Below are 25,139 nucleotides of genomic sequence, written 5' to 3' on the forward strand. Positions count from 1 at the left end.
TTTACACAATATAACAGATTAAAAAACTGTTATATTCAAGAGCATATCGGGTGACAGTGCCAACCAGAAGTGGTACGATTGTGTAGGATAGAACAAATGTGAGAAAGGATTGGTACAACAATGACAGACGTTGAAAAAAAAGAATATCTTAAAGACCACCAAAAAGTAATCCTTGTCGGTGATGGCGCAGTAGGTTCTAGTTATGCATTTGCTTTAGTAACTCAAAATATTGCTCAAGAAGTTGGGATCGTTGATATTAATGTAGCTAAAACAGAAGGAGACGCGCTTGATCTAACAGACGCGCTTGCATGGACTTCACCTAAAAAAATCTATGCAGCAACTTATGCTGATGCTCATGATGCAGACTTAGTAGTGATCACTGCGGGTGCACCTCAAAAACCAGGTGAAACTCGTTTGGATTTGGTTCATAAAAACTTGAAGATCAACCGCGATGTTGTTACTCAAATCGTTGATTCTGGTTTTAACGGAATCTTCTTAGTAGCAGCAAACCCTGTTGATATTTTGACTTACTCAACTTGGAAATTCTCAGGATTCCCTAAAGAACGTGTTATCGGTTCAGGAACATCCCTTGACTCAGCACGTTTCCGTCAAAAAATCGCTGAATTGGTCAACGTTGATGCTCGTAACGTTCACGCGTATATCTTGGGTGAACACGGCGACTCAGAATTCCCTGTTTGGTCTCATGCTAACGTTGCCGGATTGCAAATCTATGAATGGATCAAAAACAATCCAGACGTTGATGAAGAAGAAATGGTCAACATCTTCTTTGGCGTTCGTGACGCAGCTTATAAGATCATTGAGAAAAAAGGTGCGACATTCTACGGTATCGCTACAGCCTTGGCACGTATTACACGCGCGATCTTAAATGATGAAAATGCGGTCTTCCCATTGTCTGTTTACTTAGACGGCCAATATGACCAAAAAGATATCTATATCGGGGCACCAGCTGTGATCAACGCACAAGGTATCCAACAAGTCATTGAAATCCCATTGACTGATTCTGAACAAGATCGGATGAACGCTTCCGCTTCTCAATTGAAAGAAATCTTGACACAAGCTTTCGAACAACTTGAAGCTGAAGAAGCTGGTAAATAAAAACTATTTGATTTAGAAAAGAACCAAGTGATCCTCATTTGAGGTTCCTTGGTTCTTTTTTGATTGCAGCTTATCCATTCACAAAAGCAACGATTAATTAAAAGTTTTTTCTAAGTTTATCTTTAGATTCGAGCATGATATTCGCTTTTGTTATTTTGTATGCTATCATAATTTTGTATAAAAACTATTAAAAAATTTAAGGAGTACAGCTCATGACTCGATCATCTCGACATAAATCTCATACCAAAGTCATCCTTTGGGTAATTCTAGGTCTATTTGTCGCTTTATTTGCCGGCTATTCCATTCGTGGAAACCATTATGCCGACCGTTTTTTGCCTAATACAAAGATCAATGACATCAATATCAGTAATCTTTCCGTGGCTGAAGCAAATAAAAAGCTGAAAGGAAATGCCGATCAGCAGGAATTCTCCATCACAGACAACGGCAAACCTTGGAAAACCATGAAGAAAACCGAGTTGGGATTGAAAACAGACTACACAGATGAGCTGCAAAAGATCCTTGCTTCCCAAAACCAGTGGAAATGGGGCGTCGCTTACGTCTTCGCCGCTGAAAATGACTCTCTGGACGGTGTGGCAGTCGACGAGAAAAAACTAGATCAAGAGCTGACTGCATTGAATACAGAGATCAGTGAGCTGAACAAGACGCGTACTGCCACAGAGGACGCGAAATTAACCAAAGACAAAGACGGTTTCAAAATCACCCCGGAAGTCCAGGGGGATACCATCGACGCCGAAAAAGTCAGCACCGAATTAAAGACTGCTGTTACTTCCCAAAAAGACGCTTTAGAATTGGCAGACTACATTGAAAAACCAAAAGTGACCTCAGACGATGAGAATCTCAACAAAGAGATGTCTTCTCTTAACAAAATCGCGCAAATACAAGCGAACTATTCTATCAATGGCGAAACATTCCAGATTCCAACAGAAACAATCATGGATTGGCTAGTCTATAAAGATGATAAAGCAAATCTTGATAATGAAAAAGTACGTGACTATGTCGCTGATTTAGGAAAACAATACAACACCAGCAAAGTTTCTTCAAAATTCCAAAGTACTAAACGCGGCGAAGTAGATGTGCCGGCTGGTACTTGGAGCTGGACGATCCAAACAGATGCGGAAACGGAAGCCTTGGCACAAGCGATCCTTACTGGCGAAAACTTTACCCGTTCACCGATCGTACAAGGAAGCACTTCTGCTGATCAGCCTCTGATCGGCGATACGTATATCGAAGTTGATTTGAAAAATCAGCATATGTGGTATTACAAAGACGGTAAAGTCGCTCTTGAAACAGATGTCGTTACCGGTAAACCTTCGACACCAACTCCGGCTGGCGTGTTCTATATTTGGGACAAACAGCGAGACGCGACATTGACAGGTCAAAATGATGACGGTTCTGATTACGAAAGCCCAGTTGATTACTGGCTGCCTATTGATTGGACAGGCGTCGGTATCCATGATTCACCTTGGCAACCGGCATACGGCGGCGATCTTTGGAAGACGCGAGGATCCCACGGTTGTGTCAATACTCCGCCAAAAGTGATGTCTGAACTTTACAAAATGGTTTCAGAAAAAACTCCAGTCATTATCTTCTAACAGGTTGACTAAAAAGATCCGAATGACAACTGGTACGTTTGTATAAGCGTACATTAGTTGTCATTCGGATCTTTTCTTTATTCGTTTGAAAAATTTTAGTCCTCGGCTGACGTGAAGACTTCCGACACGTCATCGTCGTCTTCTAATTTTTCCACCAATTGTTCCAATTGAGCTTTTTGTTCTTCCGTCAAAGGAACCGTGTTTTGCGGTACCATCGTCAATTCAGCTTGCGCTAAAACAAATCCATCTTTTTCCAGTTGATCTCTAACCGCTGTAAAATCTTCCGGTGCTGTATAGATCTCAAAGACTTCCGGCGAAGTGATCAGATCCTCTCCTCCGGCTTCTAAGACATCCTCAAACATCGTCTCCTCATCGACTGACAGACCTTCTCGTTCGATAGCAATGTAGCCTTTGCGATCAAAAAGATAATTTACCGAACCGGTCTCTCCCAGATTGCCGCCGTTACGGGTAAAAGCTACCCGGACATTGGTAGCTGTCCGATTGCGGTTGTCCGTCAAGGCATGGACCAAGATGGCGACACCGCCGGGGCCATAACCTTCGTAAGTTACTTCATCATAATTGGCGCTTTCTGTGGAACTTGTCGCTTTTTTGATTGCGCGATCCACATTGTCATTAGGCATATTGGCTGCTTTGGCTTTGTCTACTACTAAGCGCAATGACGGATTCATTGACGGGTCAGGACCACCGGCTTTCGCCGCCATATAGATCTCCCGAGAAAGCTTTTGGAAGATCTTTCCTCGTTTAGCATCTTGAGCGTTTTTTCGACCTTGGATATTGTTCCATTTAGAATGTCCTGACATATAAATTCCTCCTTGATTCTGTCTCTATTGTATAACTTCTCCGAGATTTTTCAATGAATGAAGTTAAGCTCGCTCAATATTCATCGGCGGGCTTTTTTGATACTTGTCACTACTATGACCAGCAAGATAGCCGTCAAAGCACCGGCGGCATCCAGCATCACATCTTGAAACAACGGCGTACGACCGCCAGTCAGCATCTGATGGAATTCATCCATGCCTGCATATCCCGCAGCCGCTAATAATGCGAAAAAGGCGCTCCACCAAATGTTTTTCAGCTTATAAAACAATGCCAAACAAAATGTACCGCCTAAAAGAAAATACGTCATAAAGTGGGCGGCTTTGCGGATAAAAAATTCCACAAAAGAAAAATAGCCTTTTGCTTGGATGCTGACTTCACTGCCAGCGTACATAAATCGAACATTCATCAATTTATCTTTAAAGGGCTCCCCTTTTAAAACATTTTCCAACAATCCGATCTGAGACTGCTGCTCGTAGGTTTGGTATGAACTGTAAAACAAGACCGCCATCACTAACAGACCGACGATCAAATAAAAATTAGGATTTTTCCAAATACGCATGTGCTTCGCTCCTTCTCTTGCTCTATCTTACCATGTTTCGTATTTTTTGAAAAAATCATTTTACTGATCAAAATAAGCTGCCGCATTACCCATTTACGTTGCTTTATCGTTGTCAGTGATCATCGTAAAAGTCAGCAAATAAAAATATTGCGGGGCATAGATCGGATTTTGATTCTTTTAAATTGGAAAAGAACCCAGCCTTGCTATTTTTCCCAACGAAACAGCGGCAGATTTCTTTGCCTCCATCTACTTTTAATTGTGCTATACTAAAAAAGATAAGAATCGAAAGGGGATTGTTTTATGAAGTATGCACTAAATTGGGATCTTGATTCCATTTTTCCAGGCGGCAGCAATTCGCCGCAACTGCAACAACGTTTAGAAAAATTAAAAGAAGAATTAGCGGAATTCCACCATCAAGTTGATGCGTTCCAAACAACGGCTGATGCGGATGCACTGTCAGCTATCTTCCACCGCCAAGAAACCATCACTAACGGTTTTTCACAATGCGGTTCCTTCATCAACGCACTGCTTTCAGCAGATGTCAATGATACCAAAGCGAAACTGCTGATGGGGCAATTATCCGAATTGCGTCCTGGTTTCCAGTTGACCGCGACGATTTTAGCAAAAAAATTGACAGAAATTTCTGATGATGATTGGCAAACATTGCTGAAAACAGCTTCCTTGCAGCCTATCGCGTTTCGTTTAGCAGAAATCCGCCGCGAAGGAAAAGAACAATTATCAGAAGCCGAAGAAAACATCATCAACACACTTTCCTTGGATGGATTAGAAGCTTGGAGTCAGCACTATGATACGCTTGTAGCGACCATCGAGATCCCATTCACTCAAGCAGATGGTACTAAGGTCACTCTTTCTGCCGGTCAAGCCTTCAATAAAATGATGGGAGATCCTGACAAAGCTGTCCGTCAACAGTTGTTTGACACATGGGAAAAAGTCTGGGGCGAAAAAGCGGAACTTTTCAGCGATACCTTGAACCACTTAGACGGCTTCCGCTTGGCGACTTACAAATTGCACGGTGTCGAAGATTACTTGAAAAAACCATTGGAATACAATCGTTTGAAAAAAGAAACCCTTGATGTGATGTGGGAAACGATTCAAAAAAACAAACAACCTATCGTAGACTATTTGACCCGCAAAGCACAACTGTTCGGAAATAAAAAAATGGCTTGGCAGGATCAAGACGCACCGATCATTTTAGGAGATATGGAAGAACGGACTTTCACCTTTGATGAAGCGGCAGAATTTATCTTGGAAAACTTCCATAAATTCAGTCCGAAAATGGCGACTTTCGCGAAAAAAGCCTTTGAAAAAAGCTGGATCGAAGCCGAAGACCGTCCTGGCAAACGTCCTGGCGGCTACTGTACCGAACTGCCGGAAACCCAAGAATCACGGATCTTTATGACTTATTCTAATTCAGTCAACGAAGTGGCAACATTAGCTCATGAATTGGGTCATGCCTTCCACAGCGGCGTAATGTGGGATCTGCCGGCATTAAATCGGGATTATGCAATGAACGTTGCCGAAACCGCCAGCACCTTTGCGGAATTGATCGTGGCCGACGCTACCTTAAAAGAAGCTACAACAAAAGAAGAAAAGATCAACCTGCTGGATACCAAGATGCAAAACGCGATCGCGATGTTCATGAATATCCACGCTCGTTATATCTTTGAAAACAATTTCTATCAAGCACGTCAAAAAGGATTAGTCTCCACAGAAGAGATCACCGAAATGATGACTGCCGCTCAAAAAGAAAGCTACCAAGATGGATTGGCTAGTTACCATCCACATTTCTGGGCTGCGAAATTGCACTTCTTTATTGATGATGTGCCGTTTTACAACTTCCCTTATACATTCGGCTACTTGTTCAGTATGGGGATCTACGCCTACGCTTCAAAACAAGGAACCAGCTTTGAAGATGACTATATCGCATTGCTGCGGGATACCGCGTCCATGACGACAGAAGAATTGGCGGAAAAACATCTGCAAGTCGACTTGACTAAACCAGACTTCTGGCAAGCAGGGATCGATATGGTCTTGAAAGATGTCCAAACCTTTATGGATTTGACAGAAGAATATGTAAAATAGAATAAAAAGGACTGTGCCTAAAGTCCAGCAGATCATACCTGAATCTATCTGTCGCAAAAGCGGATAGATTCGGGTATTTTTTGCTTTTGACTCAAGTCACAGTCCCATCATCTTATTTTTTATTTTTCTTTTTTCGGCATTGGCGGTGTGCCGTACATTTTCGGGGTCACTGGATCAAGTTTTGGCGCTTTTCCTTCGATCTTAGGTTCTTTCAACCATTGATATTCCCCTTGACCGTCTAAGGCTTTGCCTTGCGCCCATGAACCTTCTTTACTTTGCTCGCCTTCTGAAAAATTGTAAAAATCATAAGCGATATCAAAGCGTTCATTGTCCCGCGGGAAGGTACTTGGTACTAAAATAGTCCCTTCTTTTTCTTCCAATTCTTTGACCGCACAAGCCCATAAGTTTTGATGATAGCTGTCGCGTGCCAATAAAACAGATAACAGATCTTTAACACCTCGGTCATCGATCATTTCATAGATACGAGCAACCTGCAGACGTCCTTGCGATTCCGCATTCAGATTGGCACGAAAATCTGCCAATAGATTTCCGCTGGCTACGATATAGCCGCCATTCCAAGGATTTCCTACGCTGTCAGCCGGACGAGGTCCTAAGCCGGCAACGATGGCATGTTGCGGATTCATACCTGAGATGATGGCACCGATCGTCGGATCTTTTTTCATTGCTGCTTCTTGATCTTCTACCGGTGCATCTTCCAACAGTCTAGCAACCATTGTCGCCAACATTTCCACATGACCCAATTCTTCTGTTGCGATGTCCATCAGCATGTCTTTGTATTTCTCTTCACCGCGGCAGCTCCAGCCTTGGAAAAGATACTGCATAGCCACACTCATTTCACCATATTGACCACCAATCAATTCTTGAAGATATTTCGCGATCAGGGGATTGGTCCGTTCTGGTTTTGCCTCAAACTGCAATTCTTTTTGATGTCTAAACATAATGCTCCTCCTATAAAATAATATAATAAAACCTAATTCAAGACTTCGATATTAAATTGTTTGAAAAGAGCCAGCGCACAATCATTATGCTTGCGTCCGCAGACTAAATTCGGATCGATAAAGATATCCGCTTCCGGAAAAGCACTTTGCAACGCCAACGCATTGGAAAGCACACATAAACTTGTTTCAACACCGATAACTTCCAGCTTTTCGCTTTGTTTGAAGTCATCTTCCACAGACTTGCAGATCTCTAGAAGTTTGTCTGGCGGAATCGTGAAATAATATTTTTTTACGACGATCTCATCAGCTTGCGGAGCGATGTCAGAAATGATTTGCAGCTCCTCTGCTTCTTCCTTCGGCGTATCTTTCATCTCCACCGGAATGTCTCTTGTGTAAAGAATGATCTCATTATTGGTTCTGGCTTTTGTGATGCGCTTTTTTATATTGGGGATCAACGCTTCGCAACCCGGGATATAAGATTCGCTGTCAGGATCAAGAATATGATTTTGCATATCGATTACTACCAACATAATGCTATCTCCTTTTTATCAAACCGGTCTGGATAATTTATTATTGATTTCTGCCGAAAAAGAATGAAACGATCGCAACTAAGATCACCGCACCGATGATCGAAGGAATGACTGCCATTCCCGCAACGGTCGGTCCCCAGTGTCCTAATAGACTTTGACCGATGGCTGATCCTACCAACCCAGCGATTACATTTGCAATGATACCCATAGAAGAACCTTTTTTAGTGATCGCACCTGCGATCGCTCCGATTACTCCGCCTACAATTAATGACCAAATTAAACCCATATTTATTCCTCTTTTCGTAATATTGTTTTACTTGTTTGTTTCAATTATTCCACACGCTTATTCCACGCGCGGTTTTCTATCTTCTTCGATTCTGTTTTTGCCTTTATTCATTGCGCGTTTCGCACGATTTGTTTGTCTAGAAGCAAAATCGCCAGTTGTTTCTGCAGCGCTCGTCACTTTATCTTGGACGGTTTCGCTGTCAGCTTCATATTCTGCACGAGTCTTGATATCTGACACATTGACATTGACTTCGATCACGTCCAAGTGAGTCATGGCTTTGACTTCACGTGTAACGACTTCTTTGATTTGTTCAAAGATCGCTTCTACATCTTTGCCGTATTCTGCTACGATATCCATATCGACAGCTACTTGTTTTTTCCCGACTTCAGTATTGATACCGGAAGTCACATCATCACTGTTCACCAATTTGTCTTTCATATTGGAGAAGAAGCCGCCGTCAACTGTCAACAGACCGTCGATTTCTTCCAAGGCGATTCCTACGATTTTTTGGATCACTTTGTCATCGTAAGTCAATTCTCCTCGGACATTTTTTCCTTCATTTGCGTTTGTTGTATTCCATGATTGGTTATCCATGTTTGTTCCTCCTTAGTTAGTTAAAATACTTTTTTAATAGATCATTGTTATCGATATATTGTCCGATCACCATACCCAACCCTGTTAATATAATTATTAAAAGGGTTTTGAAAAATCCGATCGTTACCAATAATACAGCTAAGATAAAGCCTAACAGCCCAAAAATAAGGGGTACTTTGTATCTGTTTAGCCATTCCTGCATATGAACCGCCTCCTTTATACTACCCGTGCCGGACTTTTTTCAGCAGATTTTTCCCAATACTCAAAATCTACATTGACTTTGACCCGGTTCTTTTCACCAAGCAACTGCTGCAGCTGTTCTTGGACACTTGCCGCCCACTGTTCGGTTTTTCCGATCAGTGAAGATGTACGTTTGAGTTCGCCTCTGACTTTGACATTGATCTGATTGTTTGACGAACGGACCAATATTTTCGGTGTACCAACAAATTCTTTTTCCCGGAGAGACTCCCGAACAAACCCTTCGATCGCTTTTTTGTGGATAGATAATTTCCCACGTTTCTCCTTCAGAGTAAACGTTCCTGTTTGTTTGGGAAATACCGCGATCACAATAATCGCTATCAAAGCAGCAAGCAGTAAAAATGCCGAGATCCAGAAAATAGTTTGCTGGATATTCGGATCATATAAAAAGCGTCTGACAGCAGGCAGCGGAGAAGCAGGATCTGACCAAGGCCAGAACAGTACCGCCAACGCACCAAAAAGTACTATCAGAATAAGAGAACAAATAATAAGCAATGTTTTCATCAATCGATTCATTTTTTGTCCTCCTATAAATTGATTGCCGCGCCGCCGGTCACGCCATAAATTTGCGCTGTTACATAACTAGCGTCATTTGAAGCTAAAAAAACATAAACAGGTGCCAGCTCCATTGGCTGTCCAGCCCGTTCTAACAGACAATCCTGACCAAATTTAGATAAACCGTCTTTTGGCTGCCCATCCCCTAACTGCAATGGTGTCCAGATCGGTCCCGGAGCAATACCATTTACTCGGATCCCTTTGTCTGCCAACTGTTTCGCTAAATTGATCGTAAAGTTTCCGATCGCAGATTTCGTCGCCGCATAATCCAAGAAATTAGTACTTGGCTCGTAGGCCTGTAAAGAAGTCGTCGTAATAATACTGCTTCCAGGAGGCAAATGCGGTACTGCTTCTTTGACTAATGCGAACATTGAGATGATATTCACCATAAAGGTATCTTTGACTTGCTGGATCGAGATCGTTTCAATGGACGGATGAGAAACTTGCTGGGCTGCGTTCAGTACCAGAGTATCCAATCCTCCAAATGCTGCGACAGTTTTTTGGATAAGTTCTGCCGGCGCTGTCTCGTCTCGGAAATCGTAAGGCAGCAACAACGCTTTGCGACCAGCTTTTTCGATGCACTCAGCCACTTCCTGAGCTTCATCTTCTTCCCCTGGTAAAAAATGCAAAGCAATATCGGCTCCTTCTCTTGCGAAGGCGATCGCTACCGCTCGTCCGATTCCTGAATCGGCTCCTGTGATCAGCACTCGTCGATTTTCAAGTTTATGATTTCCCTCATAGCTTTCTTCACCGCACTCTGGAGTAGCAGCCCATTTTGAATAATCTATCTGCTCCTGCTGATCGTCTTCAGCGTTTTTCTGATAAAGATAACGCGGATCTTGCAAAACTGGTTCTCCCATTTTTTCACCCCTCCTTTTTCTAAATACAAGCATATAGCATATCTAAGTTCTTTCAAAACAAAACGCTCTTTTTCATCTTTTTCAAAAAAATAATTTATTATTTTTGACATTTGTATCCGAATCATCAATAATAAATGGTTTAAGGGTATACTTTCAGCAGTTTTCAGCTCTTCTTACTTGAGGACATTTCCAATATAAAAAAACGTTTTTTAAAAAAGGATGGTTTTGATCCGCACAATTAAATCTCATTCCATATACAAAAATATCTAAGATAGACATTGATACAACATAGCTAACCCGAATATATAGAAAAAGCGCCTATTTGCAAGTGAAGTTCACTTGCGAATAGGCGCTTTTCGAGTATTTCATCAGTATCAATTTACGTCTCAGTCTATCTATTATCCAGCTGAAAGGATTATTTTTACAGTATTACCAGCTTTAAGGGCTTTTCCGGCTGCTGGTTCGGTACGGATGACCGTGTTTTTTTGGACAGAATCATTTTTTTCCGTTGCTTCTGTATATTGTACTCCTAGATTCTTTAAATAGTTCTCTGCGTCCTTTTGCGAATAGCCGCTGAGATCTTGTAATGTTGTTTCAGTAGTACTGTCAGTAGATTGTTCACTGGATTCTGTTTCTCTTGGTCCCCGACTGACAGTAAATGTGATCTGGGTATCGCCGATCACTACATCGCTGCCAGAATCAGGCGATTGTTTGATGATGGTACCAGCTTCTTCATCACTGTACTCTTCTTTGCGGGTGATCTGACTCTTTTCTATTCCTTTAGCAGTCAGACTTTCCACAGTTTCTTCATAAGAGGAGCCTACATAATCCGGCAATTTGATCGGTTTAGGAGGTTCGACACCTTTGCTGACTGTCAGAGTGATCTGGGTTTTTCCAGCAATCACTTCGCTGCCGGCATTTGGTGATTGTTCCATGATCAATCCGCTGGCGATCTCATTGCTGAATTGATCTTCAGCACGTTGGATCTGACTCGTTTCGATCCCTGCTGTCGTCAATGTACTGACAGCATCTTCGTAGCTTTGATTTGTAAAGTCTGGCATCTCGATCGGCTCTACACCTTTACTGACGACCAGTGTGACTGTATCTTCTTTAGGAGATGTTTTTTCGCCGGCCTCTGGTGTTTGCCGAATGATCTTGTCTTTATCAACTGTGTCGCTGTACTCATATTTTGGTTGAATATGGTTCTCCGGAAAATCCAGATTCTTCAGATCTTGCAGTGCACTTTCATATTCCCAATCACTGTAATCCTTCATCTCGATCGTTTTACTGCCGGAGCTAAGATAGATCGTGACTTCGCTGCCTTTTTTAACGACATTTCCGCTAACAGGATCTGTTTTGACCACCCGACCCTCGGCGATTTCATCGCTGGCGATTTCCTCAGTATCTGTGGCGGCACTCAAACCGCTCTCTCTTAATTTGTCCCGAGCAGCAGCTTCTGTGATACCGGCAAGATCGGGTACAGTCACCTCACGCTGCCCACCGCTGGAAAGATATGCCACCAATCCGCCGGCTAAAGCCAAAACGAATAAAACTAATAAAATCAGCCACCACTTTTTCCGCTTTTTTGACTTTTTCTGTTTCTTTGGTTTTTCCTCTTCGACTTTAGTGTCCGCTTTTTCTTCAACTATTGGTGTAGGCGTTTTGTTGACAGCTTCTTCCGGGATCGGCGTCAAAACGCGGGTCGCATCGTCCATACTGTGGGGCTGCCATCGAGGTTCATTCAAGCGTTCAGGGGACAATACCGTATCAAGATCCGCGCTCATTTCTTCGGCGTTCTTGTAACGATCAGCAGGTTCCTTAGCTGTTGCATGTAAAACGATATTCTCCAAAGATTGAGGGATATTCGAATCATACATCCTCACCGAAGGAATCTCATCTTGAAAATGCTTCAAAGCGATCGTAACCGCTGATTCTCCATCAAAAGGCACCGAGCCTGTCAACATCTCATATGAAATGATCCCGATCGCGTAGATATCCGATTGTTTGGTAGCCATGCTGCCTCGAGCTTGTTCCGGTGAAAGATAATGCACCGAACCCAACATCGAATTCGTCTGAGTAATAGAAGTCTCAGATAATGCGATAGCGATCCCAAAGTCTGCGATTTTGATCACACCGTCTTCATTGATCAGTATGTTCTGCGGCTTCAAATCTCGGTGAATGATCCGATGCTGATGCGCCAGACCGATAGCCGACAGAATCTGCTGCATGATCTCTACGACCGTCAAATATGGGATCGGATAATGGGCTTGGATATAACGCTTCAGATCCATCCCTTTGACATACTCCATCACCAGATATTGCATGCCGTCTTCTTCGCCAACATCATAAACGGTGACGATATTCGGATGGACCAGTTCAGTGGCGGCCAATGCTTCCCGCTGGAAACGACGGATCGCTGTCTGATTATCCTGGAAATCATAACGCAATACTTTAACGGCGACTTCCCGATCAAGAATCAGATCTCGAGCCAAAAAGACATTCGCCATCCCGCCGCTGCCGATATTACCAAGAATCCGATAGCGTCCGCTCAACTTTTTTCCGATCTCAATCATGGATCTGTCCCCCGATCTCGATCAATAAAACCGTGATGTTATCGACACCGCCAGCTGTATTGGCTTTTTCGATCAACAGTGTTACTTTTTCATCCAATGATAGATCCGAGCTGAGGACAGCCGCGATCTCTTCATCACTTACCATGTTTGTCAGACCGTCAGAGGCCAGTAACAAATAGTCATCTGCCGCTAAAAAATGAGAGTCCACATCTACTTCGACTGTTCCCGGCATGCCTACCGATCTGGTCAAAACATTACGTCGAGGGTGATTAGCGGCCATTTCCTGTGTGATCTCACCGGTTTTGACTAATTCATTCACCAAAGAATGATCCTCGGTCAGTTGGATCAGCTCGCCTTCGCGAAACAGATATCCGCGGCTGTCCCCCACATGTCCCAATGTGAACTGTTCTTCAAAAAGAACAACTGCCACGATCGTTGTGCCCATGCCAGTCAATTTGATATCCAACTGACCTTTTTCGAAAATGACCTCGTTCTCTGTTTGGATCTGCTGGATCAGCCATTGAGCGGCTGTTTCCGGTTCGCTGACCGCTGATTGTTCCCATGCAGCTCCTAAATCGTGAACTGCCTGCTGGCTGGCAACGTCACCTGCCAGATGTCCTCCCATACCGTCTGCCAATAATGCCAAAGTATAGCCCTTTTCATTTTTGAAAACTGCGGCGTAATCTTGGTTCGTATTGCGCTTTTTACCGACATCGCTGTGAAATCGAATTTCCATTATGTTCACCTTTCGTTACTTTTTTCGCAGACAACTGATGAAAAAGCCGTCTGTCATAAATTCCTGCGGATAAATCGTCAGCATCTTCTCGTGGAGATTTTGCGAAACGAGTTCATTCGCTGCTACAGGCAATTGCTCAAATTCAGGGTGTTTTTCTAAAAATGCCGCGACCACTTGTTGATTTTCTTCTTCGGTCACTGTACATGTACTATATACTAAAATGCCCTCCTGCTTCAAGACGGCGGCGACACTCTCTAAGATCGCTAACTGGATTTTAGGCAGCTGTTGGAAATCTTCTGGTTTTTTATGATACTTGATGTCCGGCTTGCGGCGCATCAGTCCCAGTCCGGAACAAGGTGCATCCACCAAGATTCGATCAAAAGATTCCGCTGGGAAGTTTTCGCGGACTTGCCGCGCGTCCATTTTTTCACCCCAGACGACATCTTCCACTCCTAAACGCTGGGCATTTTCTTCGATCAGCTGTACTTTATGCTGATGGATATCCAGCGCCACTACTTGACCGCCGGCTGCTTTTTCTAAAAATGTCGCGATATGCGTCGTTTTACCTCCAGGCGCCGCACAAGCATCCAAGACTTTATGATGAGGCTCGATCTGTAAAGCTGGTGCCACTAACATCGAGCTTTCATCTTGGATCGTCAGCTCCCCTTTTTTAAATAGAGAGCTGCCCGCTAAAAAGCCTTTTTCTGCAATAATGCCGTAAGGTGAGACCTCACTTATACGGGCTTCGATCCCTTCTTTTTGCAAGACAGCGATGGCTTCTTCCCGAGAGATCTTCCGCAGATCCACCCGAGCACTCACATGGCTGGGCGTAAACAGGGAAAGACCTAAACGGCGGGTTTCTTCTTCGCCGATTTGCTGGATGAATTTCTCCACCAGCCATTCCGGCATACTCAACTCAACCGCTAAGCGTTTCGCCGGATCACTGATCTCTGAGATGTCAGCGACTCCCTGCCGCTGAATGTTCCGCAGTACGCCGTTGACGAATTTACTGGTTCCGATATTGCCGCGAGCTTTGGCGATCTCAACTGCCTCATTCAAGATGGCATGCGTAGGCACCTTATCTAAAAAGAGCATTTGATAAAGAGACAGCCGCAAAAGCAGTCGTACCCATTGCTCGACTTTTTTCGCGTTTTTGATGAAATTTTCCAGATAAAAGTCCAGCAATAATTGACGACTGATCGTACCATAGACCATCTCCGTCAATAAACGGCTGTCTTTTTCGTTCAGCTTGCCTTTTTGATTCCATTCATTGATCAAGAGATTCGAATAGGCACCGCCTTTTTCTACTCTTTCCAATACTTCAAGCGCCGCATAGCGCACGGAATGACGGACTTTCGCAGATTTATCCATTGGCGTCGCCTACTTTTTTTCCAACTGTCGCAGATTGTCCCACACCATTCAAAAAGGCTTGGATCGTCTGTTTGCTTTTTCCGGCCGGCTGCAAAACATCGATAGCTAAAACGGTCTGTTGACCGCAGGCGATCCATAATTGTTTTTTATCTCGATAAATGATCGTACCAGGTGCTTCATCAGTGGTTTCATCCAATGGCGTTACTTCCCAGATCTTCCAGCGAGTGCCTTCAAAGGTAGTGAAAGCGATCGGCCAAGGACGCATCCCCCGCACTTGCTGATCGATTTCTGTCGCGATTTTATGCCAGTTGATTTCTTCTTGCTCTCTTGTGATATTAGGAGAAAATGTCACTTGCTCTTCATCCTGCGGTACTTTCTCCAACTGTCCTTCGATCAATTGCGGTAATGTCTGTAACAGCAGATCTCTTCCTACCAGACTAAGCTTTTCAAACATCGTGCCCACATCATCGCTTTTCGTGATAGGGACTTCCGCCTGCGCGTAGATCGCACCGGCATCCATTTTTTTGATCATTTCCATGATCGTGACACCGGTTTTTTCTTCGCCATTGATGATGGAATAGTGGACCGGTGCACCGCCGCGATATTTAGGCAGTAGTGACGCATGGACGTTGATCGCGCCTAATCGAGGGATCTGCAATAATTTCTCAGGTAAAAACTGTCCGAAAGCCGCCGTCACGATCAGATCCGGCTGTAATTTTTCGATTTCTGCCATTTCCGGCGATCCCGAGATTTTTTCCGGCTGTAAAACAGGGATATCATGTTTCAATGCAGCAACTTTGACTGGGGGCGGTGTGATGGTCTTCTTACGACCCACAGGACGGTCCGGTTGCGTAACCACTGCTTGAACTTCGTAGCCTTGCTCCACCAAGCCGTCTAAAATCGGCACTGAGAATGCCGGCGTGCCCATAAATACGATTTTAGTCATTTTCATGCTCCTCCATATAGTTTTCTAGTTGATCTTCAGGAATCTGTTCGATCATTTTTTCTGTAAATAAAATACCGTGGAGATGATCGATCTCGTGTTGGATCGCTCGTGCCAGGTAATCAAATGCCTGGATCTCCATCTCATCGCCTTCCCGGTCGTAGTAACGCACAGTGATCTCTGATGCTCGTTCCACCACGCCATAGACATGAGGGATACTCAAACAGCCTTCTACATCGCGATTTGCGCCTTTTGTGTCGATGATCTCTGGATTGATCAGTTCAAGATACTCCCCTTCTTCGACTTCGACGATAGCGACTTGGATGTTTTTTCCGATCTGAGGGGCAGCGATACCGATGCCGTCATGAGCGATCATCGTTTCTCGCAAGCCCTCCAAAAGATCGATCACTTCATCAGTGATCATTTCGACCGGACGATTGGTTCTGTGTAAACGTTCATCTGGATTAAGAATAATTGGATAACGCATTTGCCGCTCCTTTAAATAAAGTTTAGGGGTTCTTTGTCGATCGTCACCAGCAGTCCTTGACGCTGCTCTTTTTGACTGGCAGTTAAAATTTCTTGCAATACTTTTGCCAAATTCGGTTCATTTTTGTATTTGATGATCACTTGATAATAATAACGGTTCTTGACCCGCAAGATCGCGCTGGGGGCAGGCCCTAATAAAATACTTTGGGGACTGATCGCCTGCTGGATCTCGCGAGTGATTTGAAACATTTTTTGCGCAGCCATCTGTTCTTCTTCATGACTGGCAGTGATCTTAACAGTGAAATAATAAGGCGGATAGCCGCCGCGATGCCGCACGATCATTTCTTTTTGATAAAAGGCTTCATAATCTTGGGCTTGGGCCAGTTGTACCGCGTAATGCTCAGGGTTGAAAGTCTGGATGATCACTTCTCCCGGTTTATGGGCTCGGCCTGCTCGTCCGCTGACCTGTGTCAGAAGTTGGAATGTCCGCTCGCTGGAACGAAAATCCGGCAGATTCAACGCAGTATCGGCATTCAATACACCCACCAATGTCACATCAGGAAAATCCAGTCCTTTCGCGATCATTTGCGTACCTAGTAAAATATCGGCTTTCTTTTCGCTGAAAGTTTCCAAAATCTTCTCGTGAGCGCCTTTGCGCCGGGTAGTATCCACATCCATCCGCAAAATACGGGCGTCAGGAAAGACTTCCCGCAGTTCTTCTTCAACTTTTTGCGTTCCCGTTCCGTAATAGCGGATCTTATCTTCTCCGCAATTAGGGCAACGATGAGGGATCCGTTCTTCATGACCGCAATAATGACAGCGCATGGTTTTGGTATCCATGTGCAATGTCAAAGAAATATCGCAGTTAGGACAAGGCAAGACAAAGCCGCAATCCCGGCACATGATAAAGGAAGAATAGCCGCGGCGGTTCAGCAGCAGGATCACTTGTTCCTGATTTCGCAACCGTTCCTCGATCTTTTCTTTCAGTTGTGTAGAAAATGAGCTGGTATTCTTCTTCGCAAATTCATCCCGCATGTCAACGATCTCAACTGCCGGCAGTTGTGCTGACGGATTCGCACGATGAGTCAAAGACAGCAATTGATAGACGTTTTTCTGCGCTCTGGCTCTTGACTCCAATGAAGGAGTGGCACTGCCTAAAACTACTGGGCAATGATGATAATTGCCCCGCCAGATGGCCAGATCCCGCGCGTGATAACGGGGAGTCTCTTCTTGCTTATAAGTAGCTTCATGCTCTTCGTCTACGATAATCACACCAATATTTTCCAATGGTGCAAAGACCGCTGAACGTGCGCCTACTACGACTTGGGCTTCCCCTCGCTCGATTTTGCGCCATTCATCATATTTCTCTCCTTGAGACAGCCCGCTGTGAAGCACAGCTACCGCATCTCCCAGACGGCTCTTGAACCGGTGGACCATCTGGGGTGTCAAAGCGATCTCCGGTACCAGCATAATAGCGGTCTTGCCTTTTTGTAAAACAGCAGCGATAGCTTGCAAATAAACTTCGGTTTTGCCGCTGCCGGTGATCCCTTCTAATAAAAATGTTTTAGCTTGCTGCTGTTCTTCGGCATTCAAGATCGCCGCGACCGCCTGCTCTTGTTCGTGGTTCAGCTGTAAGGCAGTCGTTTTTTGAAAATCATAATCCGCAAAAGGATCCCGATACTCCTCGACTTCTTCAAAAGCCAGCCAGCCGTTTTTCTGGGCTTGGTTCAAGGAAGCCGTGGAAATGCCGAGCTCTGTGAAAAAAGCGACTGGCTGCAGATCGTTTTGTTCAGCTAAAAGCACCAACAACTGTTGTTGGCGTTTGGCCGTCGAACGCAATGTTTCTTGCAACGTTGCAGCCTTTGTCTGATCCACTAAACTGCGGACCATCCGCTTGGTCTTGACGCGGTTTTTATTTTTCACAAGGTAGCGCACATCGACGACTTGCTCTTTTCGCAAACGCATCAATGCCGGTAAATTCCCGTCCTCTTCTGCTTGTTGCCAAGTAATTTCCGTACTGTTTTTAAAAAATAAACGTGCTTGCTGATTGCTCTCATCCAATAAGACGATCTGTTTTTGATACTCTGCCTTCATGACGCTGGGCAGCATCGTTTGCAGGCAGGTGATCTTGAAGGCGAATGTGGATGCCTTCATATAGTCTGCCAGTTGCAGCAGTTCAGTATTTAAAACCGGTGCCAGATCCAGCACACGGATGATCGGTTTTAGTGATTCTTGTTGACCAGATATTTTGTTGACGACAAATCCTTGGATGTGTCGATTACCGTTGCCAAATGGGACCTCCACACGCATGCCTACTGTCACGACATCCGCTAGTTCATCTGGAATGTAATAAGTAAATGGCTGATCGGTCTGCATCGTTGGTACATCAACGATAACTTCCGCTAATTCATGCATGGAACGCCCTCCTTCTCGCTATATTTTACTAAAGAAAAACGTATTTGTCTGTAAGTTGACGAAGCTGAAATAAAAACTTAATTTACGTTTTTTTCATTAAAATGCTTGAATCGCCCTGCTTTGCGCCGCTGTTTATGTACAAAAAAGAAAGATGAAAGCCAGTTTCAGCTTTCACCTTGAAAAAGTCAGATTAAAGTTTTTGTTCTTCTTGGATCCGAGCTTCCAATTCTTTTTTCTCGCGATCCTTCATAGCTGCTTGTTCTTCTTTTTCCATTTGCAAGCGAGCACGTTTGACCTCTGGATGAGGATCATTGATCACCATTTGCGCATCGATCTCTTCCAACGCTTGACCGACGCTTTTTACTGATTCAAATGAATCCAAGGTAGCTTGCGCACCGGCATCCAATTCATGGGCACGTTTGCTGGCAAGGATCACTAATGAATACTTAGAATTTACTTGATTTAATAATGAGTCGATAGAAGGTTTCAACATCATAAGACTACATCTCCTTTAACATTCTGATATATTTTCCGATCACACGATCTACGCGATAATGTTCGCTCTCAATGATTTTTTTGATACGTTCCACAGCATTTGGTACTTCGTCATTGACTACTGCGTAATCATACAACGCCATCATCTCGATTTCTTCGCGAGCAACTTTCATTCGTTCTTCGATCACATCAGGCGCATCTGTTCCTCGTCCTACGATCCGCGATTTCAATTCTTGAAGATCCGGCGGGGTCAGAAAAATAAAAACACCGTCCGGCACTTTCTCTTTTACCTGGCGGGCGCCTTGAACTTCGATTTCCAAAAAGACATCTTTGCCGGCATCCAATGTTTGTTGGACATAAGACAATGGCGTTCCATAGTAGTTGCCGACATATTCAGCGTACTCCAGCATTTCTCCGGTTTCGATCAATTGTTCAAATTCTTCTCTTGAGCGAAAAAAATAATCCACGCCTTCGACTTCGCCTTCCCGCTTTTTACGGGTGGTCATGGAAACAGAATACTGAAAATCATTATCATTACTTTCAAAAATCGCTTTGCGTACTGTCCCTTTTCCAACTCCGGAAGGTCCGGACAATACGATTAATAAACCTCGATCTGACATAAGGACGTCCTTTCACTGATCTTTTGCTTAACGTCTATTTTGCACTTTTTTTCTGTAAGTTTCAATAGTTAAGTCACTTTATCATTATAGCGGTATTTTTGTTAAAATGCTACCTTAGAAAAATGAAGAACAATAAAAAGCCTCGTTTCTGATCCATTGCACCGCAGTCAGTAGCTATGACTCGTAAATTTTGCGTGCATGCATCAAAAAGGAGGCATTTAATTAAAATCCCATATTGGTCAACGCGCTGATGACTTCTGTCAATTCATCTTTGCGTTTCATTGCTTCATCGGTAGGATCAGTGACTTCTTCAATATCGATCCGTGCCAGGTGATGTCTGTTGACAATGATATAGGTCTCGTTCACCAAGAGTTGCAACTCGTCTTCAGTGATTTTGACACAAGCATCTTGCCACACATCAAAGGGTTCTTTTTCCGAAGGGATGGTCCGTTTGATGATGCCGCGTCCGCTAAGCCCGTGGAATGTTACGTCATAATATTTCAAAATACTCACTCCCTATTCGATATTTTGTACTTGTTCCCGGATCTTTTCCACGATGGTCTTCATTTGGACGACCCATTCTTTGATCTCGATAGGGCTTGATTTTGACCCGATGGTATTGATCTCCCGATTCATTTCTTGGATCAAGAAATCCAATTCCCGTCCCACCGGCGTTTCAGATTCCAGCAGAACAGCGAATTTTTTCAAATGGATCGTCATCCGATCGATCTCTTCGTGGATGTCTCCTCGTTCCAATAATAGCACCATTTCCGTTAGTAAGCGATCTTGGTCCACTGTCTCGCCGAGATATTCCTGCAATCTTTTTTCGAACCGGTCACGAAAATCCGCTTCGTATTCTTCAGTGAAGCGGGAAAGTTCTGCGATGCATCTGCTCAATTCCTTTCCGTAATCCGCTAAGACCTGCTGCAGTTCCGCGCCCTCTGTCATTCGCACCTCTAGATTTGCCTGCAATGCTTCTTCGATCGTCTGCAAGACGGCTTCTGCCAAGGTATCTTCCGAGATGCTTTTTTGCTGGACTTCGATAAAATCAGGAAGTGTGATCAATTTTTCTACAATTGCGGCAGCGGAAAAATCCGTCTCGCCGAAACGTTCCTTCATACCGGTTTTCAATTCATCAACAAGCTGTTGGATCAATGGCCACTGAATATGGATCTCTTTGCCGGTATCCTGCTTTTCCGTCACCGTCAAATAGATCTCTGTCCGTCCGCGCTGCAGGTATTGTTTGACTTTTTGCCGGATCGCTCCTTCGAAACTGTTTAACGATTTGGGAAGCCGCAGCTGGATATCTAAAAAGCGATGATTGACGCTTTTGATCTCTACCTCGATTTGATAATTCGCTGATTCACTGATCGCTCTGCCAAAGCCGGTCATACTTTTCATGGATAAGTTACTCCCTTTCTACATTACATTGCTTGGATTGCTTTTTTTAACTCTGCGAATTCTTCGTTGCTCAATGTGATCCCTTTGCCCATTTTCTCGTGACCCGGACTCCAATCCCGTAAATCAAATTTCGGCGGACGTCCGTTCCAGCTGATCAGATTGAATTCTTTCCGCCAGCCTTTTGGATTTTCAGATAAAACAGCGATCTCTTCTAAAATCTCATAACTAAACTCTTGCATAGATACTTATTCTCCTTTGATTAAATAGATCATAAAACGAGCGGCGATCAGTGGAATCAGCGATCGCTCAAATAGAATGTACGGCATTTCTGCGTTTTCTGTATCGAATAAACGATAACAATAGCTTAATAAATTGACATCTGATAAAACGAACCAGCGTTCACGATACATTTTCAGCCATTCGGGAACTGAATAAGCGCCGGTCATGGGCTCGTGATGTTCGATCGCCGCTATGATCTCCCGACAGAATCCTGCTTTGGTGTAAACTCTGGTCGGGTCCAATGACAACGTCACGCCTGCCCATTCCATCAGAGCGATCCCGGCTGTTTCATAAGTAACTTTATCCTTATAGGATTTACGCATTCTTTGCCAAAAATCTTTTCCTTTGATGATTTGCCACAATTGCGGTTCGTTACGAATCTTTCGGCAAAACGCCTGCCAGTCCTCGTTGATCGTCTCTTCTTTAAAGAAAGTATACCAGCCGCCTTGATAATGGGCAAAATACTTTTTGGTTTCATAATATCCTAATTGGTAATTGCGCTGGGATCGTTCAGCGTCAAACACCAAAAAACTGCCCAATGTCCATTTAGAATGCAGGTGGATGATAGGAATATTTTCCGGTACCTCCATTTTTTTCGCCGGACCAGGACTCTGAACATCCACAACGATACATTCTGTCGCTCCTTCTTGAATCGCCACATCGATCGGCAAATTATTGCGATAACCGCCATCCATATAGAGCTCCCCGGCGATCTCCTTGGTTTTCATCGCTGGATAGAAGGAAGCGGAAGCGATCAGCCAATCAATACTTGTGCTTAGATCCTGCAGATCGATCTCTTGCACCACTTCTTTGAAATCAGTTAAGCGCGTACTGCAAACAAGCAGACGCGGTGGATTTTCTTGACATTTATCCGCTGAAAAATTTTGCTGGATCAATTCTTTTAAAGGCTCTGTACTCGCGCCGTTTTCTTTTAAAGCTGTCAGGGTCAGGGAGCGGATCTGGCTCAGCAGCGCTGACAGCGACTGATTTTCGATCGCAGCGGCCGGAAATTGCAAAACAGATCCCGTGTTGATCTGCAGCCAAAGATTTTTTGCTGCCTCCCAGTCTCCTTGCAGGATCAATCCCCCATTCAACGCCCCAACAGAAGTGCCTGTAATCAGTTCAAACGTAAGTCCTTCTTCTTCTAAAGCTTGCCAGACACCGATTTGATAAGCCCCGTGAGCACCGCCGCCCCCCAATACCAGCGCTGTATGGTAACGGCATTGTTTTGTCATGCCGTCAGAATTTGAAATATAGCCTTCAGCCTGCAACCATTGCTGAAAGGCTCGATCCAATTCGACAGGCAAATGGATCTTCTGTAAAAAACGCTTCTTGGCAAAGACTTCAACTGCATTGCTTGCTTCCTTCCATGTCACTGACTCCCCAAAAAACAACAGATTTTTAAGCATCAGTGTTTCCGCTTCCACAATACACTGTAAAAAAAACTGATGTGAACCGGTTTTGATCCACCATGCTTCTTGACGTTTGATTGCTTGTAAAAATTCTCTGCGTCCTTGTTCATGGCTGTCAAAAAAAGGAAGAATCAATTGACTTCTTTGAAAATCCGGTTGATATTCGATAAACTCAGAAGGATATAGCTGTTCAACGATCATGTCTTCACCACCCTCTTTTCCAGTATAACAAAAAAGAGGAAGAGTGAGAAAAGACAGGACTGGGGACCATACTTCTTGTAAGACAAAAAAGCCGCGACAGATGCTTGGCTGATAGCTGTACATCTGTCGCGGTCTGCTTGTTTGCCCGCGGCTTTTATTTATCACCGTTCATAAAATAATCAATACGTTTTTTGTTCCAAATTGAAAGCATCTTGCATCGCTTTTGTTGCTTTGTCGATAGGCGTCACTTCCTGCAGTTCTCCTTGTACAACGATCCGATCTGTACCGGCATCATCATTACAGGTGATCAATGTGGATAATTTTTTCCCGGGAACTACATCGATCCATTCTACCGCTGTTGGCGGCACCACTTTTTTGACCTGTGTTTTATAGGTATATATATGAGCCAGATCGGTCAAATAAAAGAGGTCCCCAACTTTGACATCTTCCAATGGCCTAAATAACAAGCCTTCTTCTAGTGCACGGTGGCTGGCAAGCGCGTAGTTGCCTTCTCCCATTTTTTGATTAGGATCCAATGTCCCTGCCCCCCACAAAAGCGCTTCGTTGGAGAGTCCTTTAAAGATCGGCAGATTGATTTTGACGCTAGGAACTGAGACACCGCCAATCACCGGCAAGCGTTTATTGCTGAACTGCGCTCTTAATACAGCCTCAGGACTGGCAGATTTGACCGCATCAAAATCAAAAGGCTCATCGGCTTTGAGATTTTTTTGTATTTCTTCATGAGTGATGGTCGCAACTGCATATTTTTCTCCATTGGATTTGATCAAATAATTTTTGATCTGGTCACTGAAAATAAGTGCTAATCCTACCACTAACAAAAGAAATAACAGGAAATTGATCAACCAATTTTTAAGACGAGATTTTTTTTTCGTTGCCATACGCTTTTCTCCATTTCTTTAATAGGTTTACTATACCATATCCGCCTCTATTTCACGTTTAAAAGCCATCAAATTTCCTATTTTAGCCATTGAAACGTTCATCTTTCATCTTTTTCAGTGATATTTTGTCAAAAACAGCGAACTTTAGAAAATAGCACCTTTGTAATAAAATTTTAAAGGAAAAGAAACAAGCTTTTAGCGCCGGTTTGTTGTAAAATAAAAACACACAGGGAATTGGAGGGGTAGGTTAAAATGACAAAAATGGTTTATGTTCATATCGATACTACAAGTAATGCCGTTTTGTCAAGGAGCATCACTACCTCAGATTTTACGCGAGGAATCATCCACCAACCCAAAAACCTCCTGCTTTTAGATCCTTCCAGTGATTATGGCGAATACGAATCCCACACAGGTATGAAGATTTTGCGAGGCAGCGAAGCGATCGGCGATTTTTTCAATGCGATCAATCGCGGCCGTGTGCAAGAAGAGATCAAGTGGATTGATTTCAATGACAACTCCATGATCAAAGAATTGACACCTTTGGAAATTTCAGAGCTATTGTATTTTGGACATATGAAAACACATCTTCATTCGCCCTTTTTCTATAAATTACAAAATAATTTCGTTTATTTCGATTTGAAAGATGATCTGACACGGATCTATTATCGTTATTTAGATGAATTTTACCGGATTTTAGCGGATAAATTGACACGGATCGTATTAGAACGGATCAATGAGCGCCGCTCTTTCTTCCGCAAAGCGACTTCTGTTGACAAATTGGATATCGAACTGCTGAGAGGATTAAAAGGATTGTTTCAAGAAGGAATCCTCTTTTGTTTTGAGCATACCGAGTTAGTCGACAAGGAGTACCGTATACCGATCTACATCGTAGAAGATGCCGGTCTGCGCAAACAGGAAAGTCAGTATCTTGAAGATATGCGTGTAGCTACTTTGACTTATCATACTGTCAAACGGACTTGGAAAATCGACTACGAAGATGAAGATCTGATCTTTTTGCCAAATTAAAAACGTTTC

26 protein-coding genes are annotated in these 25,139 nt (G+C 43.7%); 4 read left to right on the forward strand and 22 right to left on the reverse strand.

Annotated elements, in window-relative coordinates:
* Positions 1-120 precede the first annotated feature (120 nt).
* Together EFB00_RS05400 and EFB00_RS05405 are read left to right on the forward strand one after the other, a co-directional pair.
* Positions 121-1,116, forward strand: coding sequence for an L-lactate dehydrogenase (locus EFB00_RS05400; RefSeq protein WP_122645858.1), 996 nt, complete (start codon positions 121-123; stop codon positions 1,114-1,116).
* 212 nt (positions 1,117-1,328) lie between these two features.
* On the forward strand, positions 1,329-2,729 hold the full coding sequence (locus tag EFB00_RS05405; RefSeq protein WP_122645859.1) for a L,D-transpeptidase family protein: 1,401 nt from the start codon (positions 1,329-1,331) through the stop codon (positions 2,727-2,729).
* A 95-nt stretch (positions 2,730-2,824) separates the two neighbouring features.
* Here EFB00_RS05405 and EFB00_RS05410 read toward each other — a convergent pair whose 3' ends face one another.
* Entirely contained in the window at positions 2,825-3,550 is a 726-nt protein-coding gene (locus EFB00_RS05410; RefSeq protein ID WP_122645860.1) for a YebC/PmpR family DNA-binding transcriptional regulator, read from the reverse strand.
* 80 nt (positions 3,551-3,630) lie between these two features.
* Positions 3,631-4,128 carry a VanZ family protein gene (locus tag EFB00_RS05415; protein WP_122645861.1) on the reverse strand — a complete coding sequence of 166 codons (498 nt, stop codon included), beginning with the start codon at positions 4,126-4,128 and terminating at the stop codon, positions 3,631-3,633.
* Between the two features lie 300 nt (positions 4,129-4,428).
* On the opposite strand from EFB00_RS05415, the gene EFB00_RS05420 reads away from it, so the two are divergent.
* Entirely contained in the window at positions 4,429-6,231 is a 1,803-nt protein-coding gene (locus tag EFB00_RS05420) for a M3 family oligoendopeptidase (RefSeq protein ID WP_122645862.1), read from the forward strand.
* 119 nt (positions 6,232-6,350) lie between these two features.
* On the opposite strand, the gene EFB00_RS05425 is transcribed toward EFB00_RS05420, so the two are convergent.
* The 20 genes from EFB00_RS05425 to EFB00_RS05520 form a co-directional block, all read right to left on the reverse strand.
* Positions 6,351-7,190, reverse strand: a complete 840-nt coding sequence (locus tag EFB00_RS05425; protein ID WP_122645863.1) for a manganese catalase — start codon at positions 7,188-7,190, stop codon at positions 6,351-6,353.
* A gap of 32 nt (positions 7,191-7,222) precedes the next feature.
* Positions 7,223-7,720, reverse strand: coding sequence for an isochorismatase family protein (locus EFB00_RS05430; RefSeq protein ID WP_122645864.1), 498 nt, complete (start codon positions 7,718-7,720; stop codon positions 7,223-7,225).
* Between the two features lie 40 nt (positions 7,721-7,760).
* A complete protein-coding gene (locus EFB00_RS05435) occupies positions 7,761-8,006 on the reverse strand; it encodes a GlsB/YeaQ/YmgE family stress response membrane protein (protein ID WP_122645865.1) in 246 nt (81 codons plus the stop codon).
* A gap of 57 nt (positions 8,007-8,063) precedes the next feature.
* Entirely contained in the window at positions 8,064-8,600 is a 537-nt protein-coding gene (locus tag EFB00_RS05440) for an Asp23/Gls24 family envelope stress response protein (protein ID WP_122645866.1), read from the reverse strand.
* Positions 8,601-8,616: 16 nt separating this feature from the next.
* Positions 8,617-8,802 carry a DUF2273 domain-containing protein gene (locus EFB00_RS05445; protein WP_122645867.1) on the reverse strand — a complete coding sequence of 62 codons (186 nt, stop codon included), beginning with the start codon at positions 8,800-8,802 and terminating at the stop codon, positions 8,617-8,619.
* A gap of 14 nt (positions 8,803-8,816) precedes the next feature.
* A complete protein-coding gene (gene amaP / locus EFB00_RS05450) occupies positions 8,817-9,374 on the reverse strand; it encodes an alkaline shock response membrane anchor protein AmaP (protein ID WP_122645868.1) in 558 nt (185 codons plus the stop codon).
* Between the two features lie 11 nt (positions 9,375-9,385).
* Positions 9,386-10,273, reverse strand: a complete 888-nt coding sequence (locus EFB00_RS05455; RefSeq protein ID WP_122645869.1) for an SDR family oxidoreductase — start codon at positions 10,271-10,273, stop codon at positions 9,386-9,388.
* 398 nt (positions 10,274-10,671) lie between these two features.
* Positions 10,672-12,846: a Stk1 family PASTA domain-containing Ser/Thr kinase gene (pknB, locus tag EFB00_RS05460; protein ID WP_122645870.1), complete on the reverse strand. Its 2,175-nt coding sequence runs from the start codon at positions 12,844-12,846 to the stop codon at positions 10,672-10,674.
* Complete coding sequence (locus tag EFB00_RS05465) at positions 12,839-13,582, reverse strand: Stp1/IreP family PP2C-type Ser/Thr phosphatase (protein WP_122645871.1); 744 nt, start codon at positions 13,580-13,582, stop codon at positions 12,839-12,841. The genes pknB and EFB00_RS05465 overlap by 8 nt, the downstream gene beginning before the upstream one ends.
* 15 nt (positions 13,583-13,597) lie before the next feature.
* On the reverse strand, positions 13,598-14,953 hold the full coding sequence (gene rsmB, locus EFB00_RS05470) for a 16S rRNA (cytosine(967)-C(5))-methyltransferase RsmB (RefSeq protein WP_122645872.1): 1,356 nt from the start codon (positions 14,951-14,953) through the stop codon (positions 13,598-13,600).
* On the reverse strand, positions 14,946-15,899 hold the full coding sequence (gene fmt / locus EFB00_RS05475; RefSeq protein WP_122645873.1) for a methionyl-tRNA formyltransferase: 954 nt from the start codon (positions 15,897-15,899) through the stop codon (positions 14,946-14,948). Before fmt ends, rsmB begins: the two co-directional genes overlap by 8 nt.
* A complete protein-coding gene (gene def / locus EFB00_RS05480; protein ID WP_122645874.1) occupies positions 15,892-16,383 on the reverse strand; it encodes a peptide deformylase in 492 nt (163 codons plus the stop codon). The genes fmt and def overlap by 8 nt, the downstream gene beginning before the upstream one ends.
* A gap of 11 nt (positions 16,384-16,394) precedes the next feature.
* Positions 16,395-18,797: a primosomal protein N' gene (gene priA / locus EFB00_RS05485; RefSeq protein ID WP_122645875.1), complete on the reverse strand. Its 2,403-nt coding sequence runs from the start codon at positions 18,795-18,797 to the stop codon at positions 16,395-16,397.
* A gap of 190 nt (positions 18,798-18,987) precedes the next feature.
* Positions 18,988-19,293 (reverse strand): DNA-directed RNA polymerase subunit omega, encoded by a 306-nt coding sequence (gene rpoZ, locus EFB00_RS05490; RefSeq protein WP_122645876.1) that lies wholly within the window; start codon positions 19,291-19,293, stop codon positions 18,988-18,990.
* A 4-nt stretch (positions 19,294-19,297) separates the two neighbouring features.
* Positions 19,298-19,912: a guanylate kinase gene (gene gmk, locus EFB00_RS05495; RefSeq protein WP_122645877.1), complete on the reverse strand. Its 615-nt coding sequence runs from the start codon at positions 19,910-19,912 to the stop codon at positions 19,298-19,300.
* Positions 19,913-20,134: 222 nt separating this feature from the next.
* Positions 20,135-20,416 (reverse strand): hypothetical protein, encoded by a 282-nt coding sequence (locus EFB00_RS05500; RefSeq protein WP_122645878.1) that lies wholly within the window; start codon positions 20,414-20,416, stop codon positions 20,135-20,137.
* 12 nt (positions 20,417-20,428) lie between these two features.
* Entirely contained in the window at positions 20,429-21,313 is an 885-nt protein-coding gene (locus EFB00_RS05505; protein ID WP_122645879.1) for a YicC/YloC family endoribonuclease, read from the reverse strand.
* A gap of 23 nt (positions 21,314-21,336) precedes the next feature.
* Entirely contained in the window at positions 21,337-21,552 is a 216-nt protein-coding gene (locus EFB00_RS05510; RefSeq protein ID WP_122645880.1) for a YdbC family protein, read from the reverse strand.
* 6 nt (positions 21,553-21,558) lie between these two features.
* A complete protein-coding gene (locus tag EFB00_RS05515; RefSeq protein ID WP_164709431.1) occupies positions 21,559-23,205 on the reverse strand; it encodes a patatin-like phospholipase family protein in 1,647 nt (548 codons plus the stop codon).
* Positions 23,206-23,384: 179 nt separating this feature from the next.
* Positions 23,385-24,104, reverse strand: a complete 720-nt coding sequence (locus EFB00_RS05520) for a class A sortase (RefSeq protein WP_122645882.1) — start codon at positions 24,102-24,104, stop codon at positions 23,385-23,387.
* A 252-nt stretch (positions 24,105-24,356) separates the two neighbouring features.
* Between EFB00_RS05520 and EFB00_RS05525 the strand changes: the two genes are divergently transcribed.
* Positions 24,357-25,130: a hypothetical protein gene (locus EFB00_RS05525; protein WP_122645883.1), complete on the forward strand. Its 774-nt coding sequence runs from the start codon at positions 24,357-24,359 to the stop codon at positions 25,128-25,130.
* Positions 25,131-25,139: the final 9 nt, after the last annotated feature.

Source organism: Enterococcus mediterraneensis (assembly GCF_900604485.1).
GTDB classification, from domain to species: Bacteria; Bacillota; Bacilli; order Lactobacillales; family Enterococcaceae; genus Enterococcus_C; species Enterococcus_C mediterraneensis.

Excerpts from the sequence above, each read along its gene's own strand:
- EFB00_RS05400 (WP_122645858.1), top strand. The coding sequence starts at position 121 with ATGACAGACGTTGAAAAAAAAGAATATCTTAAAGACCACCAAAAAGTA.
- EFB00_RS05405 (WP_122645859.1), top strand. The coding sequence starts at position 1,329 with ATGACTCGATCATCTCGACATAAATCTCATACCAAAGTCATCCTTTGG.
- EFB00_RS05410 (WP_122645860.1), bottom strand. The coding sequence starts at position 3,550 with ATGTCAGGACATTCTAAATGGAACAATATCCAAGGTCGAAAAAACGCT.
- EFB00_RS05415 (WP_122645861.1), bottom strand. The coding sequence starts at position 4,128 with ATGCGTATTTGGAAAAATCCTAATTTTTATTTGATCGTCGGTCTGTTA.
- EFB00_RS05420 (WP_122645862.1), top strand. The coding sequence starts at position 4,429 with ATGAAGTATGCACTAAATTGGGATCTTGATTCCATTTTTCCAGGCGGC.
- EFB00_RS05425 (WP_122645863.1), bottom strand. The coding sequence starts at position 7,190 with ATGTTTAGACATCAAAAAGAATTGCAGTTTGAGGCAAAACCAGAACGG.
- EFB00_RS05430 (WP_122645864.1), bottom strand. The coding sequence starts at position 7,720 with ATGTTGGTAGTAATCGATATGCAAAATCATATTCTTGATCCTGACAGC.
- EFB00_RS05435 (WP_122645865.1), bottom strand. The coding sequence starts at position 8,006 with ATGGGTTTAATTTGGTCATTAATTGTAGGCGGAGTAATCGGAGCGATC.
- EFB00_RS05440 (WP_122645866.1), bottom strand. The coding sequence starts at position 8,600 with ATGGATAACCAATCATGGAATACAACAAACGCAAATGAAGGAAAAAAT.
- EFB00_RS05445 (WP_122645867.1), bottom strand. The coding sequence starts at position 8,802 with ATGCAGGAATGGCTAAACAGATACAAAGTACCCCTTATTTTTGGGCTG.
- amaP (WP_122645868.1), bottom strand. The coding sequence starts at position 9,374 with ATGAATCGATTGATGAAAACATTGCTTATTATTTGTTCTCTTATTCTG.
- EFB00_RS05455 (WP_122645869.1), bottom strand. The coding sequence starts at position 10,273 with ATGGGAGAACCAGTTTTGCAAGATCCGCGTTATCTTTATCAGAAAAAC.
- pknB (WP_122645870.1), bottom strand. The coding sequence starts at position 12,846 with ATGATTGAGATCGGAAAAAAGTTGAGCGGACGCTATCGGATTCTTGGT.
- EFB00_RS05465 (WP_122645871.1), bottom strand. The coding sequence starts at position 13,582 with ATGGAAATTCGATTTCACAGCGATGTCGGTAAAAAGCGCAATACGAAC.
- rsmB (WP_122645872.1), bottom strand. The coding sequence starts at position 14,953 with ATGGATAAATCTGCGAAAGTCCGTCATTCCGTGCGCTATGCGGCGCTT.
- fmt (WP_122645873.1), bottom strand. The coding sequence starts at position 15,899 with ATGACTAAAATCGTATTTATGGGCACGCCGGCATTCTCAGTGCCGATT.
- def (WP_122645874.1), bottom strand. The coding sequence starts at position 16,383 with ATGCGTTATCCAATTATTCTTAATCCAGATGAACGTTTACACAGAACC.
- priA (WP_122645875.1), bottom strand. The coding sequence starts at position 18,797 with ATGCATGAATTAGCGGAAGTTATCGTTGATGTACCAACGATGCAGACC.
- rpoZ (WP_122645876.1), bottom strand. The coding sequence starts at position 19,293 with ATGATGTTGAAACCTTCTATCGACTCATTATTAAATCAAGTAAATTCT.
- gmk (WP_122645877.1), bottom strand. The coding sequence starts at position 19,912 with ATGTCAGATCGAGGTTTATTAATCGTATTGTCCGGACCTTCCGGAGTT.
- EFB00_RS05505 (WP_122645879.1), bottom strand. The coding sequence starts at position 21,313 with ATGAAAAGTATGACCGGCTTTGGCAGAGCGATCAGTGAATCAGCGAAT.
- EFB00_RS05510 (WP_122645880.1), bottom strand. The coding sequence starts at position 21,552 with ATGCAAGAGTTTAGTTATGAGATTTTAGAAGAGATCGCTGTTTTATCT.
- EFB00_RS05515 (WP_164709431.1), bottom strand. The coding sequence starts at position 23,205 with ATGATCGTTGAACAGCTATATCCTTCTGAGTTTATCGAATATCAACCG.
- EFB00_RS05520 (WP_122645882.1), bottom strand. The coding sequence starts at position 24,104 with ATGGCAACGAAAAAAAAATCTCGTCTTAAAAATTGGTTGATCAATTTC.
- EFB00_RS05525 (WP_122645883.1), top strand. The coding sequence starts at position 24,357 with ATGACAAAAATGGTTTATGTTCATATCGATACTACAAGTAATGCCGTT.